At 72.9% G+C, this 14,597-nt stretch carries 12 protein-coding genes and 1 pseudogene; 7 read left to right on the top strand and 6 right to left on the bottom strand.

The features are described from left to right. Positions 1-109 precede the first annotated feature (109 nt). From cmk to der, 3 genes are all read left to right on the top strand, one after another. Positions 110-790 (top strand): (d)CMP kinase, encoded by a 681-nt coding sequence (gene cmk / locus CEB94_RS09160; RefSeq protein ID WP_175431694.1) that lies wholly within the window; start codon positions 110-112, stop codon positions 788-790. Next, positions 787-1,434: a lysophospholipid acyltransferase family protein gene (locus tag CEB94_RS09155; protein WP_175431693.1), complete on the top strand. Its 648-nt coding sequence runs from the start codon at positions 787-789 to the stop codon at positions 1,432-1,434. Before cmk ends, CEB94_RS09155 begins: the two co-directional genes overlap by 4 nt. A gap of 81 nt (positions 1,435-1,515) precedes the next feature. Then, a complete protein-coding gene (der, locus tag CEB94_RS09150) occupies positions 1,516-3,009 on the top strand; it encodes a ribosome biogenesis GTPase Der (RefSeq protein ID WP_175431692.1) in 1,494 nt (497 codons plus the stop codon). Between the two features lie 60 nt (positions 3,010-3,069). On the opposite strand, the gene CEB94_RS09145 is transcribed toward der, so the two are convergent. After that, a complete protein-coding gene (locus tag CEB94_RS09145; RefSeq protein ID WP_175431691.1) occupies positions 3,070-3,459 on the bottom strand; it encodes a hypothetical protein in 390 nt (129 codons plus the stop codon). 85 nt (positions 3,460-3,544) lie between these two features. Beyond that, on the bottom strand, positions 3,545-4,327 hold the full coding sequence (locus CEB94_RS09140; RefSeq protein WP_175431690.1) for a hypothetical protein: 783 nt from the start codon (positions 4,325-4,327) through the stop codon (positions 3,545-3,547). Positions 4,328-4,870: 543 nt separating this feature from the next. Between CEB94_RS09140 and CEB94_RS09135 the strand changes: the two genes are divergently transcribed. Further along, complete coding sequence (locus CEB94_RS09135) at positions 4,871-5,503, top strand: LysM peptidoglycan-binding domain-containing protein (RefSeq protein WP_175431689.1); 633 nt, start codon at positions 4,871-4,873, stop codon at positions 5,501-5,503. A 72-nt stretch (positions 5,504-5,575) separates the two neighbouring features. Here CEB94_RS09135 and CEB94_RS09130 read toward each other — a convergent pair whose 3' ends face one another. The 3 genes from CEB94_RS09130 to CEB94_RS09120 are packed head-to-tail and all read right to left on the bottom strand — an operon-like array spanning position 5,576 to position 9,818. Next, the gene (locus CEB94_RS09130) at positions 5,576-6,217 is read right to left on the bottom strand and encodes an ABC transporter ATP-binding protein (RefSeq protein WP_175431688.1); all 642 of its coding nucleotides are present in this window, start codon (positions 6,215-6,217) and stop codon (positions 5,576-5,578) included. Next, complete coding sequence (locus CEB94_RS09125) at positions 6,214-9,342, bottom strand: branched-chain amino acid ABC transporter permease/ATP-binding protein (RefSeq protein WP_175431687.1); 3,129 nt, start codon at positions 9,340-9,342, stop codon at positions 6,214-6,216. The genes CEB94_RS09130 and CEB94_RS09125 overlap by 4 nt, the downstream gene beginning before the upstream one ends. Continuing rightward, entirely contained in the window at positions 9,342-9,818 is a 477-nt protein-coding gene (locus CEB94_RS09120) for a hypothetical protein (RefSeq protein ID WP_175431686.1), read from the bottom strand. The genes CEB94_RS09125 and CEB94_RS09120 overlap by 1 nt, the downstream gene beginning before the upstream one ends. Before the next feature lie 145 nt (positions 9,819-9,963). Between CEB94_RS09120 and CEB94_RS09115 the strand changes: the two genes are divergently transcribed. Genes CEB94_RS09115 through CEB94_RS09105 form a run of 3 tightly spaced genes read left to right on the top strand, consistent with a single transcriptional unit; the run spans position 9,964 to position 12,865 of the window. Then, positions 9,964-10,524 carry an MTB12 C-terminal domain-containing protein gene (locus CEB94_RS09115; RefSeq protein ID WP_175431685.1) on the top strand — a complete coding sequence of 187 codons (561 nt, stop codon included), beginning with the start codon at positions 9,964-9,966 and terminating at the stop codon, positions 10,522-10,524. Further along, entirely contained in the window at positions 10,499-11,785 is a 1,287-nt protein-coding gene (locus CEB94_RS09110; RefSeq protein ID WP_175431684.1) for an ABC transporter substrate-binding protein, read from the top strand. Before CEB94_RS09115 ends, CEB94_RS09110 begins: the two co-directional genes overlap by 26 nt. Before the next feature lie 39 nt (positions 11,786-11,824). Further along, the gene (locus CEB94_RS09105; RefSeq protein ID WP_175431683.1) at positions 11,825-12,865 is read left to right on the top strand and encodes a helix-turn-helix transcriptional regulator; all 1,041 of its coding nucleotides are present in this window, start codon (positions 11,825-11,827) and stop codon (positions 12,863-12,865) included. Here CEB94_RS09105 and ctaD read toward each other — a convergent pair. Continuing rightward, positions 12,864-14,435 (bottom strand): annotated as a pseudogene (gene ctaD, locus CEB94_RS09100) (aa3-type cytochrome oxidase subunit I); the annotation flags it as partial. The gene CEB94_RS09105 and the pseudogene ctaD sit on opposite strands and share 2 nt — an antisense overlap. Positions 14,436-14,597: the final 162 nt, after the last annotated feature.

The following is a 14,597-nucleotide window of genomic DNA, read 5'->3' as shown; positions in this document are numbered from 1 at the left end:
ACCTCCTCGCCGCCGACGCCGCGGCCGGACGAGTGACCCGCACCCAGTAACCTTGTGCGGGGCACTCGCGCCCTCACCCCGCCGAGCCCGGTTCAGGAAGGTCCCCACTGTGGAAAGCGCCACGCCAGTGATTGTCGCCATCGACGGTCCCGCCGGCACCGGCAAGTCGAGCACCTCGAAGGCCGTGGCGGCCCAGCTCGGGCTGAGCTACCTGGACACCGGCGCCCAGTACCGGGCGATCACCTGGTGGATGGTGAGCAACGGCATCGACATCGACGACCCGTCCGCCATCGCCGCCGCAGCGGGCAAGCCCGAGATCGTCTCCGGCACCGACCCGCAGGGACCGGCCATCACGGTCGACGGCGTGGACGTGGCCGGTCCGATCCGCACCCAGGAGGTCTCCTCCAAGGTCAGCGCGGTCAGCGCGGTGCCCGAGGTGCGCGCCCGGATCACCGAGCTGCAGCGCTCGATCGCCGCCTCCGCCGAGCAGGGCATCGTCGTCGAGGGCCGGGACATCGGCACGACCGTGCTGCCCGACGCCGACCTCAAGATCTTCCTCACCGCCTCCCCGGAGGCGCGTGCGGCCCGCCGCAGCGGCGAGCTGAAGGGCTCCGACGTCCACTCCACCCGCGAGGCCCTCATCAAGCGGGACGCCGCCGACTCCAGCCGCAAGACCTCCCCGCTCGCCAAGGCGGACGACGCCGTCGAGGTGGACACCACCGAGCTCACGCTGGCCCAGGTCATCGAGTGTGTCGTCACCCTCGTCGAGGAGAAGCGGGCCGGAAAGTGACCGATCTGCCTTCGGCGCGGGGCGCCGAGGTCGGGCGGCGCATCGGCGTCGGCCTGATGTACGGGCTGTGGAAGCCGCGCGTACTCGGCGCCTGGCGGGTGCCCGCGAGCGGCCCCCTGATCCTCGCGGTCAACCACTCCCACAACATCGACGGCCCGATGGTCATGGGCGTGGCGCCCCGGCCGACGCACTTCCTGATCAAGAAGGAAGCGTTCATCGGGCCCCTGGACCCCTTCCTGCTCGGCATCGGGCAGGTGAAGGTCGACCGCGACACCACCGACCGCACGGCGATCACCCGGGCGCTCGGCATCCTGGACAACGGCGGCGTGCTCGGCATCTTCCCGGAGGGCACCCGGGGCGAGGGCGACTTCGCCTCGTTGCGTGCCGGGCTCGCGTACTTCGCGGTGCGCGGCGGCGCCCCGATCGTCCCGGTCGCCGTGCTGGGAAGTTCCGACAGGCCCGGACGGTTGATAAGGGGGCTGCCTCCGCTGCGCTCCCGCGTCGACGTCGTCTTCGGCGAGCCCTTCGAGGCGGGCGACGGCAGCGGCCGCCGGACGCGCAAGGCGCTGGACGAGGCCACCGGGCGCATCCAGAAGCAGCTCGCGGCCCACCTGGAAAACGCCAGGCGCCTCACCGGGCGCTAGGCGACACTGAGTAGTGGATCAGCCCGCCACCACGGCGGGCACTCCACCGACCACCACGATGAACGACGAGGTACGGACTTCATGAACGACCACATCCAGCCCGACGGCTCGGACGCGTCCGAGGGCGCGTACGAGCACGACCACGGGGCGCTCGGCGACGCCGAGTTCGCGGAGTTCATGGAGCTCGCCGCGGAGGAGGGCTTCGCCCTCGAGGACGTCGAGGGCGCCATCGAGGAGGCGGGCCACGGTCCGCTGCCCGTGCTCGCCGTCGTCGGCCGCCCCAATGTCGGCAAGTCGACTCTGGTGAACCGCATCATCGGGCGCCGTGAGGCCGTCGTCGAGGACAAGCCCGGAGTCACCCGCGACCGTGTCACCTACGAGGCCGAGTGGGCGGGCCGCCGCTTCAAGGTCGTCGACACCGGCGGCTGGGAGCAGGACGTCCTCGGTATCGACGCCTCCGTGGCTGCCCAGGCCGAGTACGCCATCGAGGCCGCCGACGCGGTCGTCTTCGTCGTCGACGCCAAGGTGGGCGCCACCGACACCGACGAGGCCGTCGTCCGGCTGCTGCGCAAGGCCGGCAAGCCGGTCGTGCTGTGCGCCAACAAGGTGGACGGCCCGAGCGGCGAGGCCGACGCGTCCTACCTGTGGTCGCTGGGCCTGGGGGAGCCGCACCCGGTCTCCGCGCTGCACGGCCGCGGCACCGGCGACATGCTCGACCGGGTCCTCGAGGTGCTGCCGGAAGCGCCGCTCCAGACCTTCGGCGGGGGCGGCATCGGCGGCCCGCGCCGCATCGCCCTGATCGGGCGCCCGAACGTCGGCAAGTCCTCCCTGCTGAACAAGGTGGCGGGCGAGGAGCGCGTCGTCGTCAACGAGCTGGCGGGCACCACCCGCGACCCGGTCGACGAGCTGATCGAACTCGGCGGCGTCACCTGGAAGTTCGTCGACACGGCGGGCATCCGCAAGCGGGTCCACCTCCAGCAGGGCGCCGACTACTACGCCTCGCTGCGCACCGCCGCCGCCGTCGAGAAGGCGGAGGTCGCCGTCATCCTGATCGACGGCTCCGAGTCCATCTCGGTGCAGGACCAGCGGATCGTCACCATGGCCGTCGAGGCGGGCCGCGCGATCGTCCTCGCGTACAACAAGTGGGACACCCTCGACGAGGAGCGCCGCTACTACCTGGAGCGGGAGATCGAGACCGAGCTCGGCCAGGTGTCATGGGCGCCGCGGGTGAACGTCTCGGCGCTCACCGGGCGGCACATGGAGAAGCTGGTCCCCGCGATCGAGACGGCCCTGGCGGGCTGGGAGACCCGGGTCCCGACGGGCAGGCTGAACGCCTTCCTCGGTGAGCTGGTCGCCGCCCACCCGCACCCGGTCCGGGGCGGCAAGCAGCCGCGCATCCTGTTCGGCACGCAGGCGGGCACCAGGCCGCCGCGGTTCGTGCTGTTCGCCTCCGGTTTCATCGAGGCGGGCTACCGGCGCTTCATCGAGCGCCGGCTGCGCGAGGAGTTCAGCTTCGACGGGACGCCGATCCACATCTCCGTGCGGGTGCGCGAGAAGCGCGGCAGGAAGAAGTAGCGCGAAGCACTGGAAAGGGCGGCCCCGAACGGGCCGCCCTTTCCAGTGTCCGGTGCTCGCTCAGACGCCGCCGCGCCGTCCCGGCGGCAGTGCGGCCGGGACGTAGTGCATCCCCGTGCTGTACGTGCCGACGGTCCCGACGCGCTGCCACTGCGGCTGCTGTCCGGCCGCATGGCGGGCGCTCTGGGCGCCCGCGCTGTAGGCACTGTACGAGCCGCCGTACGTCCCTCCGTACGAGCCCGAACTGTGCGGGTTGTTCCCGAAGGCGGTGAAGCCCAGCTTCTCCTCGCCGCTGCGGTCGCCGGGCAGTGCGCGGAAGGACTTGACGTACTCAGCGTAGAGCGCGTCGTAGATCGGCGTGGCCGATGGGCCGCCCAGGGACTCCTGAGCCGATCGCGCGGACGGGATCGGCGAGAAGGACTGGCGGCGGGAAACGTCGTATGCGTGCACGTATGTCCAAACGACCCCGCGGGTCAAGGGATGCGGTTCGGGTACGGCTTTCGCGGGTGTACGGGGTGCGCGGGTGACGCGCGGCTCAGGTGCCGGCCAGCGGCAGCGCCGAGGCGACCAGCTTTCCGTTCGCCGCCGCCTTGTCCAGCGCGTCGCGCAGCAGGTCCTCGCGCGGCTGGCGGCCGATCGAGCCGACGGGCGCGGCGAACATCAGCACCTGCTGGTGCTTGTTGGCGGCCGCGCGCCAGCTTTCGGTCACCTGGAGCGGCTGGTGCGCCTGCCACCAGGCCACCGGCTGGCCGCCGTTGCCGCCCGGCTGGAGCACCGCGTGCAGCTGGCCCACTGCGAGCAGCACCGACCAGCCGTGCAGCACCGGCGGTACGGCCGACAGCTCCGTCAGCGGCGTGAAGCCCTGCTCGATGAGCAGCGGCAGGAAGTCGTCGCCGCCGCCGGTCGTGCCGGGCCGGGCGACGGGCCCGGTCGGTTCCACCACCAGGGCCGGGTGCAGCTCCCCGCCGATCAGGACGAGCCCGCTGGTCACGCCGAGCACCGCCTGCTCGGGCACCACCTTGTCGGGCTCCAGGTCGACGGTGTCGCCGGCGATGGACTTCACGGCGCCCCGCAGCTGTTCCTCGGTGACCTGCACGACCTGCGAGGGCAGGCAGCCGGCGTGGGCGAAGGCGAGGACGGCAGTCTCGTCACCGATGAACAGGACGGTGCTGGTGCGCTCCTGCTCGGAGTCGCCCGGAGTGCGGCAGGACGTGCAGTCGTAACTGCCCGGGGCGGTCTCTCCGGCGAGCAGGCGGTCGGCTTCTTCGTCGCCGATCTCGGCGCGTACCTCGTCGCTGACGTCGAGCATGCGCGGCACGGGTGGCTCCCTCGGGGATGCGGTGCGTGGCAAAGCCGGGTGGCTCCCGGCCCGTGGTCCGGGTAGGTCCCGGCTCATGAAGAAGACAACGGGCGATCTGTGGCGGGAGTCACGCCCCAGGGGGAACGGAATCGAACCAACCAGCGCACAGGGTCACGCTCGGCGCGGAATCGCGCACTCACCGTCAACTCACTGATACGTAAAGGGCGTTGAGGGGGTGAAGTGGGTCACAGATCGCGAGGGGGGCTGGTCGACAAATCCGGAAATCAACGAATGAAGTGGGTGTCCGGAAATTGCCGTTACCCGAGGTATCGGTGAACTGGCCTGCCCGGACGGGTGACTGGTTGATGTCGCCCGTCGACCTCCTTAGATTCCTCCGCCGTGTGCAACGAGCACCGCTCGGGTACGTCCGCCGGCCGCCGGGTTCCCAGGAACCGGGCATGGCACCGCTCCGGTGGACGGGGCGAGCGCGACCCTCGCGCCCCATGGCGCGGGAGTGGCGCTCCGCCTTGGGGGATCCCGGGTGTTTCGAGAGGGACCTACATGTCCGAATGTGCCGATACCACTCGCCCCGACGCTCGGAAGAACCAGGTTCGTACGACGGCGGTCCTCGCCGGGGCGGCACTGCTCGCGCCCCTCGGACTGCTGGCCGCGACCGGAAACGCCGCGGCGGCCGACAGCGGAGTGTGGGACCGCATCGCCCAGTGCGAGAGCGGCGGCAACTGGCACATCAACACCGGCAACGGCTACTACGGCGGACTCCAGTTCGCCGCATCCACCTGGAACGCCTACGGCGGCACGGCCTACGCGCCCACCGCCGACCGGGCGAGCAGGTCCCAGCAGATCGCCGTCGCCACCAAGGTCCAGCGCGCCCAGGGATGGGGCGCCTGGCCGACCTGCTCGGCACGCGCCGGGGCGAGCGGCGGCGCACCCGCCGCCGATCCGGTCACTTCCGCCGAGCCGGCCCCGGCGAAACCGTCGAAGGCGCCGGCGCGTGCCACGGAACACGCGGACCGCGGCTCGTCCCGGGGCGACTACACCGTCCGCCAGGGCGACACGCTGAGCGGCGTCGCCGCCCGGCACGGAACCACCTGGCAGCGCCTCTACGCCGCCAACAAGGCCGCCATCGGTGCGGATCCCGACGTGATCGTGCCCGGCCTGCGCCTCGCATTCTGAGCCGCTGCTCCCCCTCGCCGGGACACGGGCCCCGTCCGGTCGACCGACCGGACGGGGTCTCGGCGTCCGGGGTCAGTCCGTGAGCTCACTCGCCTCCCCGGCGAACGCGACGGTCCCGCGGCGCAGTTCGTAGACGATCGCGGACCGGTCCCGCAGGGCGGGCGGCAGCCGCTGCTCGGCGACCACCACGCACGCGTCGAGCGAGCCCAGCAGTTCGTACGTCCGGGCCGCGACCGAGGGCGCCATGCCCTGGGCGGGCTCGTCGACGAGCACCACGCGCGCGCGTGCGAGCAGGGCCCGGGAGAGGGCGAGCATGCGCTGCTCGCCGCCGGAGAGGGTGCCGGCGCGTCGCTCCAGCAGGGGCCGCAGCTGCGGGTAGGCGTCGAGGGCCACGGTGTGGTCGCGCGCGGTGAGTCCGAGGTTCTCGCGCACGGTGAGCGAGCCGAACACCGCCCGCCGCTCCGGCACCAGGCACATGCCGCGCCGGGCGCGTTCGTGGGCGGGTACGCGGGTCACGTCGGCTCCGTCCCACACCACCGTGCCACCCGACAGCGGCACGGTGCCGGCCAGGGCGCGCAGGGCGGTGGTGCGGCCGGAACCGTTGCGGCCGAGCAGCACGGTGAGGCCCGGACCGGGGGCGGCGAGGGTGACGCCGTGCAGGGCCTCCAGGGGGCCGTAGCGCACGCGAGCGTGGCGCAGGGAGACAGTCGTCATCGGCCGGCCCCCGAATCCAGGGCGTCCAGCACGCTCCCGGGCGGGCCGGAGGCGACGATCCGGCCCGCGCTCATCACGTGCACCATGTCGGCGAGACCGGCCACCAGGTCCAGGTCGTGCTCGACGACGAGGAGGGCCGTGCCGTCGGCGGCCAGGGCCTTCAGCACCCGGGCCAGGGCGGTCACTTCGGCGGTGTCGAGACCGGCGGCCGGCTCGTCGAGGAGGAGGACGTGGGGGCTTCCCGCGAGGGCCCGAGCCAGTTCGACGCGGCGCAGCGTCCCGGTGGGCAACCCGGCGGCGGGCAGTGCGCGCACGGGTCCGTCGAGCCCGAGCAGCCTGAGGGTGCGCTCCACGGCGCCCGGGTCGGTCACCCGGCCCTGCTCGGCGCCGACGCGGACGTTCTCGGCCACGGTCAGCGAGGGGAAGACGGCCAGTTGCTGGAAGGTCCGGGCGACACCGAGCCGGGTGCGGGCATGGGCGGGCAGCGTGGTGATGTCCCGCCCGCCGAGACGCACGCTCCCGCGCGCGGGCCGCAGCGTCCCGGCCAGACAGTGGAACAGGGTGCTCTTCCCGGCCCCGTTGGGCCCGACGACCGCGGTGACCCGGCCGGGGGAGACGTCCAGGTCCACTCCGTCGAGGGCGGTGAAGCCGCCGTAGCGGGCGTGGAGGTGGCTGGCGCTGAGGAGCCGAGCGCCGGGCGCCGTGGCGGTCGGGCCCGTGGGCGGCGGGGTGTCTCCCACGTGTGTTGCGGCGCGAGGCCGGCGGGCCGGGGAGGGTTGGGGGGTTGGCTCGGGCCGGGTGGCCAGGGGAGGTTCGGGGGTCGGCTCGGGCCGCGTGGCTGAGGAAGGCTTGGGCCGGGTGGCTGGGGAGGGTTGGGGGGTTGGCTCGGGCCGGGTGGCCGGGGAAGGTTCGGGGGCGTCCTTGGGCTGGACGGTCGAGGGGGGCTCGTGCGCGGCCGCACGCGGTTGACGGCCCGGGGAGGACTCGGGGGTCGCCTCGGTCCGGGCAGCTGGGGAAGGCTCGGGCTGGGTGGCCGGGGAGGGGCCGGGGGTCGGCTCGGGCCGGGTGGCCAGGGGAGGTTCGGGGGGCGGCTCGGGGCGGGTGGCCGGTGGGTGGTTGCCGTCGTGGGGCAGGTGGTCGGCGGCCCGGCCCGGCGGGACGCGCTTCGGGCGGACCTCGCCGTTTCGGCGCTCGCGCCGGCCGGCCGCTTCCGGGCTCTCCGTCCTGCGTGCCCCGGTCGGCACCGGTGCCCCGGGGACCGCCTCCGGCTCCGCCGGGCGCAGCCTCCCGCGGGCCCGCGCGCCCGCCGCCGTCAGGGCCGGGGTGCGGCCCAGCCGGAGGCGTTCCGCCGCTGTGCGCAGGGCCTCGTACAGGCCGCCGGGGAAGCGGCCCACCAGGATCGCCAGGACGCCGATCAAGGCCGCCGCGACGCCGCCCCGGGTACCGGCGTCCAGCCCGACCAGGAGGGCCGCGGCGCCGAGGGCGCCGAGCGTGCTGTCGGCGCCCAGCACCACCACCGCGGCGAACCACAGCAGACCGCGCACCGGGTCGTAGGCGGCGGCGTCGAAGGCGCGCAGGCCCATGCCGAGCATGCCGCCGCCCAGCGCGGCCAGCGCGGCGCCCGCGACGAAGGCCAGCAGCTTGAGGGACGGCACCGGGACGCCCGCCGCCTGCGCGCCCCGCTCGTGATCCCGCAGGGCGGCGAGGGCCCGGCCCGTCCGCCCCCGGCGCAGCGCGTGCGTCGCCAGCAGCGCGACCCCCAGCAGGAGCAGCTCCAGGACGTAGTACGCCCGGTCCCCGTCGAAGCCCGCAGGGCGGCCCAGTGACAGGCCCGAGGTCGCGTACGGCTGGGCGAAGACGAAGCGGCTCACCCCCACGCCGACCGCGAACGTCGCGAGCGCGAGCGCCAGGCCCCGGCGGCCGATCGCCGGCCAGCCCGTCAGCAGGCCCAGCGGCGCCACCAGGACCACCGACACCGCGAGGGCCGCCAGCTCCGGCAGGGCGGGCAGCCCCGGGAAGCGGCCCGCCGCCAGCAGCGCCGTGAACAGGGCACCCAGCCCCGCGTACGCCGCCTGCCCCAGCGAGATCTGGCCGCCGCGGCCGGTGACCACCACCAGGGACAGCAGGATCACGGCCAGCGCCGGCACCTGGACCGAGGTGTGGAGGTCCCGGCCGGCCAGGCCCAGCGGCAGCAGGAACAACACGAGCACCACGATCCAGGCGCCCGGCGGCGTCGGCACCCGCGCCGTGGCCGTGCGCGGCAGCGCGTCCCGCTCCCCGGCGCCCGGCAGCACCAGCGCCGCGACCAGCAGCGCGACGACGAACAGGTTCGTGGCCGCCGCCTGGAGCAGCGGCTCGGCCCAGCCCGACGGGTGCAGCCGCGTCAGCTGGCTCTGCGCCACCCCGATGCCCAGCGCCACCACCACCGCGATCGGCAGGCTGCGCATCCGCGCGGCCACCGCGACGGCCACGACCTCCATCACGAGCAGCGAAAGACCGTACGGGTCGAGCCGCACGTACGGCGCCAGCAGCACACCCGTCAGACCCGCCGTGAACGAGCCGAACGCCCAGCCCGCCGCCGCGACCCGGTCCGCGTCGATCCCACCCAGCACGGCGAGCCGCCGGTCGTCCACCACGGCCCGCAACTCCCGCCCGAACCGCGTCCGGCGGACCACCACCGCGACCCCGGCGGCCAGCACCAGCACCACCGCCAGCTGCCCCCACGGCTCGTCCGGCACCAGCACCGGCGCGTCGTCCCGCGCCCCCTGCCCCCACAGCAGCGCCGCCCCGCCCACCAGCAGCACGAACACCCCGATGGACGCCACCAGCGTCTGCGCCGGGTCACCGCCGAGGACCGCCAGGGGACGGAAGACGAACCGCTCCAGTGCGACCCCCAGCCCCGGCGCCAGCACCAGCAGCGTCACCACCGCCCCGAGCCACAGCGGCCAGCCCCACTCGACCACGCACTGCCGCAGCGCGTACGCGCACACCATCGCGATCGCGCCGTGCGCGAAGTTCAGTACTCCGGTGGCGCGGTACGTCACGATCAGGCCGATCCCGGTCAGCGCCGCCGCGCTGCCCACCGAGAGCCCGGCGAGGGTGAGGTCGTACGTCAGCGACGACATCAGTCGGTTTCTTCGGCCGGCTCGCAGATCGGGCAGGGCGCCAGCTCACCGCTCGCCACCAGCTTGGAGTCCACCGGGACCGCCTCCGCCTTGCCCGCGACCAGCGGGCAGTCCGCGCGGTGCCACAGCGTGCCGCCCGGCACCATCAGCAGGTCGCCGCTGACCGCGAGCGGCGCGAGCGCGGCCCGGCCGGCCTCCTCCGGCTCGCCCGGCTCGGCCGCCACCAGCAGGCCGTACAGCTCCTCCACGCGCGCGGCGGCGATCGAACTCCGGCCCCGGGCCAGCAGCACCGCCCCGGCGATGATCAGCGCGGCGCCGGGAATGCTGCAGGAGGCGAGGTAGGGCAGCTGCCGTTCGGCGTAACGCTCGCCGGAGACTCCGTACCAGCCGACGACGCACAGCACCGCGCCGGCGGCCAGGGCCGCCCAGCCGGCCCACAGGACGGGATGTACGGTCCGCGGTCGGCTGGTCCGCATCGCTGCCTCCCACACGTCGCATTCGGCTGTGCGCGCGTCCGGCTGCCTGTTCAAGTCCGCCGATCGCTTGCACTATGCCCTGTGGAAGCTGACCCTGAAAGCACCGGGCGCACATGGCCCGGACCGACACCCGGTGGTGAGCCAGATGGTTCTCGGCAGCGACCTCAGGCGGGCGAACGCGACGCGGCGTCCACGAGTCGCGGGACGGGGCACGGCGATCGCGGCCGCCCTGGTCCTGGCCCTCGCCCCGGCCCTGGCGGCCTGCAGCGACGACAGCGGCGGCAGCGAGAGCACCCCTCCCATCCCGACCGCGGAGCGCACCACGAGCGCGCCGGCCACCGCACCGGCCGACCGGGCCGCCGCGGAGGCGGAGATCCGGCAGAACTGGCAGAAGTTCTTCGACCCGAAGACCTCGGCCGAGGACAAGCAGGCCGTCCTGGAGAACGGCGACCGGATGGGCCCGGTGCTGCAGGCCTTCAGCGGTGACGAGCGCGGCGGGCAGGTCCAGGCGAAGGTCACCAAGGTCGAGTTCACCTCGGCGACCGGGGCGGACGTCACGTACACGCTCACCCTGAAGGGCGCCACCGCCCTGCCCGACGCCTCCGGAAGCGCCGTGGAGCAGGACGGCACCTGGAAGGTGTCCGCCAAGACGCTGTGCGCGCTGGTGCAACTGAGCGGCAATGCGTCCCCGATTCCGGGCTGCTGAGGCACTGGCCGCGGTGCTGCTGCTCGCTCTGAGCGCGGCCTGCGGCAGCCGGCTCCCGGAGAGCGACTTCGAGCACGACGACCGCACCCCCGCGCCCCGCGACGCCGCGCCCCTGCGGGTCGGCATCATCACGAGCGCCACCAGCCCGGTCGGCGGCAGCGCCTTCACCGGCCCGCGCGACGGCGCCCGGGCCTTCTTCGACCGGCTCAACGCGCGCGGCGGCATCGACGGGCGCCGGGTCGAGGTCCGCAGCTGTGACGACGGCGGCAGCGGCGTCGGCAACAACGAGTGCGTCCACAAACTCGTCGAGGAGGACGAAGTCGTCGCCCTGGTCGCCACCACGGCCCTCGACTACGCGGGCGCCTCCCGTGTCTCCCGCGCGCGCGTGCCCGACATCGGCGGCCAGCCCCTCGGCACCGCCTACGACACCTACCCGCACCTCTACGGCATCTACGGCAGCCTCGCGCCCCGCAACGGCACCCCAGGCTGGGACGGCACGCTGTACGGCGGCACCGAGGTCTACCGCTATTTCAAACGTGAGCACGGTGCCCGCACCGCCGCCGTCGTCTCCTACAACCAGTCCGCCTCGGCCGCCTACGCCCGGCTCGTCGAGCGGGGCCTGCGCGCCGAGGGCTACCAGGTCGTCACCGAGCAGGTCGACTTCGCCCTGCCCAACTTCCGCGCCGTAGCCGCCGACCTCAAGGAGCAGGGCGCCGATTTGGTCTTCGACGCCATCGACGGGCACGGCAACGCCCGGCTCTGCCAGGCCATGGACGAGGCCGGCGCCGACGTCACCGCCAAGGTGACCAACGTGCAGAACTGGACGTCCACGGTCCCCGACGCCTACAAGGACGCCCCGCGCTGCCGCAACGCCCTGTGGGCGACCGGCGCCAGCCGCAATCACGAGGACACCGGCCACCCGGCCGTACGGGAGTTCCGTGAGGCGACGAAGGACCTGAAGACGCACTCCCAGTGGCAGCTGGAGGGGTGGGCGGCCGCCCGGTGGTTCACGGACGCGGCGAAGTCCTGCACGACGACGGGCATCACGCGCGCGTGCGTCGACGCGTTCATGAACCGCAGCCAGGGCTACACCGCCGGAGGGCTGCTGCTTCCCGTCCGGTTCGAACACTCGCCCGTTCCGCCGAAGAGCAGCAGGACCTGCCTGTCGGTGGCCCGCTGGCAGGACGGGAAGGGCTGGGCGAGCCAGGGGGACATGAACCACACATGCTTCACCGTCCCGCAACTGGCCTACGAGCCTTGAGGACAGTGGCTGTCCGCAAGGGCTGGCAGACTCGCTCCCATGTTGGAGACCTCGGCCCGTCTGCTGCGTCTGCTGTCCCTGCTCCAGGCCCACCGCGAGTGGTCCGGCGCCGATCTGGCCGACCGGCTCGGCGTCAGCGCCCGCACCCTGCGCCGGGACGTCGACCGGCTGCGCGAACTCGGCTACCCGGTCAACGCAAGCCCCGGCACCGGCGGCGGCTACCAGCTCGGCGCCGGCGCCGAACTGCCGCCGCTGCTCCTGGACGACGACGAGGCCGTCGCCGTGGCGGTCGGACTGCGCACAGCCGCCGGACAGGGCATCGACGGCATCGGCGAAACCTCCGTACGGGCCCTCGCCAAGCTGGAGCAGGTGCTGCCGAACCGGCTGCGCCGCCGCGTGGGCGCCCTGAACGCCTTCACCGTGCCGATGCTGCGCAGCAGCCTGCCCTCCTCGGTCGACCCGGCAGTCCTCACCGAACTCGCCCATCTGTGCCGGGACGCCGAACGGCTGCGCTTCGAGTACCGCGGCCACGACGGCACCCCCACCCGCCGCACCGTCGAACCGCACCGCCTGGTGTGCACCGAGCGCCGCTGGTACCTGGTCGCCTGGGACCTCGACCGGGACGACTGGCGCACGTTCCGCGTGGACCGTGTCACGCCCAGGCCGCCGCACGGCCCGCGCTTCACCCCGCGCAAGGCACCCGCCGAGGATCTCGCCGCCTACGTCTCCCAGGGCGTCTCCACGCGCGCGTACGCCACCCACGCCGTCGTGCGGCTCCTGGTGCCTGTGGAGGAAGCCGCCGAACGCATCTCGCCCTCCGCCGGCGTGCTGGAGGCGGAGGGCCCGGACAGCTGTCTGCTGCGCTGCGGCGCCGGCAGCCTCGACGTGATGGTCATCCACGTCGTGATGCTGGGCTTCGAGTTCGAGGTGCTGGAGCCGGACGGGCTGGTCGAGGCGATCAGGAGGACTCGGGACCGGCTTGATGGCGCTTTGGCTCGGGCTGCGCAGTCACCGCCGCGTACTGCGGATGATGCAGGTCGAACGCCGGCGACTCGGAGCGGATCCGGGGCAGCGTCCTGAAGTTGTGCCGCGGCGGCGGGCACGAGGTCGCCCACTCCAGGGAACGGCCGAAGCCCCAGGGGTCGTCGACCTCGACCTTCTCGCCGTACTTGGCGGTCTTCCACACGTTGTAGAGGAACGGCAGCGTCGACATGCCGAGCAGGAACGCGCCGATGGTCGACACGGTGTTGAGCGCGGTGAACCCGTCCGCGGCGAGGTAGTCCGCGTACCGGCGGGGCATGCCCTCGGCGCCCAGCCAGTGCTGCACCAGGAACGTGGTGTGGAAGCCGGTGAACAGCGTCCAGAAATGGATCTTGCCGAGCCGTTCGTCGAGCATCTTCCCGGTGAACTTCGGCCACCAGAAGTAGAAGCCCGCGAAGATCGCGAAGACGACGGTGCCGAAGACGACGTAGTGGAAGTGCGCGACCACGAAGTACGTGTCCGTCACGTGGAAGTCCAGCGGCGGCGACGCCAGGATCACCCCGGTCAGCCCGCCGAACAGGAACGTCACCAGGAAGCCCGTCGCCCACAGCATCGGCGTCTCGAACGACAGCGAGCCCTTCAGCATGGTGCCGGTCCAGTTGAAGATCTTCACGCCGGTCGGCACCGCGATCAGGAAGCTCATGAAGGAGAAGAACGGCAGCAGCACCGCGCCGGTGGCGAACATGTGGTGCGCCCACACGATCATCGACAGGCCGGTGATCGCCATCGTCGCCCCGACCAGCGTCAGATAGCCGAACAACGGCTTGCGGCTGAAGACCGGGATGATCTCCGTGATGATGCCGAAGAACGGCAGCGCGATGATGTACACCTCGGGATGGCCGAAGAACCAGAACAGGTGCTGCCACAGGATCGCACCGCCGTTGGCCGCTTCGAACACCTGCGAGCCGAACCGCCGGTCCGCCTCCAGCACCAGCAGCGCCGCCGCCAGCACCGGGAACGCCATCAGGATAAGGATCGACGTGAACAGGGTGTTCCACACGAAGATCGGCATCCGGAACATCGTCATGCCCGGGGCGCGCATCCCGATGATCGTGGTGATGAAGTTGACCGCGCCGAGGATCGTGCCGAAGCCCGACAGCGCCAGCCCCATGATCCACAGGTCGGCCCCGATACCCGGCGTGCGCTCCGGGCTGTTGAGCGGGGCGTAGGCGGTCCAGCCGAAGTCCGCCGGCCCGGAGGGCACCAGCAGCGAGCCGAGCACGATCAGCCCGCCGAACAGGAACAGCCAGTACGAGAACATGTTCAGCCGCGGGAAGGCGACATCGGGCGCGCCGATGTGCAACGGCATCAGCTCGTTCGCGAAGCCCGCGAAGGTCGGCGTCGCGAACAGCAGCAGCATGATCGTGCCGTGCATCGTGAACGCCTGGTTGAACTGCTCGTTGTCGATGATCTGCAAGCCCGGCCGGGCCAGCTCGGCGCGCATCAGCAGCGCCATCACACCGGCGACCAGGAAGAACACGAACGACGTGATCAGGTAGAGATGGCCGATCTTCTTGTGGTCCGTCGTCGTCAGCCAGTCGACCACCACCCGCCCGTGCCGCTTGCGCGGCGCGGGCGGCGCCACCGCCGTTACGGTCTGCGTCCCCATCGCTCGCTCGCCCCTTCGCTCATCGCGCACCGGGCCCGCCGCAGCCCGCGCCTCACGTACCCGCGAGCTCACGCCATGATGCTCGCGTCACCGTGCGCTCCGACAGGGGGCGTACCGGCCTCTCTGTGCCGAAGCCATGCATTTCCCCGTACCGGCCGACTC

Source organism: Streptomyces hawaiiensis (assembly GCF_004803895.1).
In the GTDB taxonomy this organism is placed as follows: domain Bacteria; phylum Actinomycetota; class Actinomycetes; order Streptomycetales; family Streptomycetaceae; genus Streptomyces; species Streptomyces hawaiiensis.
Note: the sequence above shows the minus strand (reverse complement) of the source record. Positions and strands in the feature narration are given on the sequence as shown.

Excerpts from the sequence above, each read along its gene's own strand:
- CEB94_RS09110 (WP_175431684.1), top strand. The coding sequence starts at position 10,499 with ATGCGTCCCCGATTCCGGGCTGCTGAGGCACTGGCCGCGGTGCTGCTG.
- CEB94_RS09125 (WP_175431687.1), bottom strand. The coding sequence starts at position 9,342 with ATGTCGTCGCTGACGTACGACCTCACCCTCGCCGGGCTCTCGGTGGGC.
- CEB94_RS09105 (WP_175431683.1), top strand. The coding sequence starts at position 11,825 with ATGTTGGAGACCTCGGCCCGTCTGCTGCGTCTGCTGTCCCTGCTCCAG.
- CEB94_RS09130 (WP_175431688.1), bottom strand. The coding sequence starts at position 6,217 with ATGACGACTGTCTCCCTGCGCCACGCTCGCGTGCGCTACGGCCCCCTG.
- CEB94_RS09135 (WP_175431689.1), top strand. The coding sequence starts at position 4,871 with ATGTCCGAATGTGCCGATACCACTCGCCCCGACGCTCGGAAGAACCAG.
- der (WP_175431692.1), top strand. The coding sequence starts at position 1,516 with ATGAACGACCACATCCAGCCCGACGGCTCGGACGCGTCCGAGGGCGCG.
- CEB94_RS09120 (WP_175431686.1), bottom strand. The coding sequence starts at position 9,818 with ATGCGGACCAGCCGACCGCGGACCGTACATCCCGTCCTGTGGGCCGGC.
- CEB94_RS09115 (WP_175431685.1), top strand. The coding sequence starts at position 9,964 with ATGGTTCTCGGCAGCGACCTCAGGCGGGCGAACGCGACGCGGCGTCCA.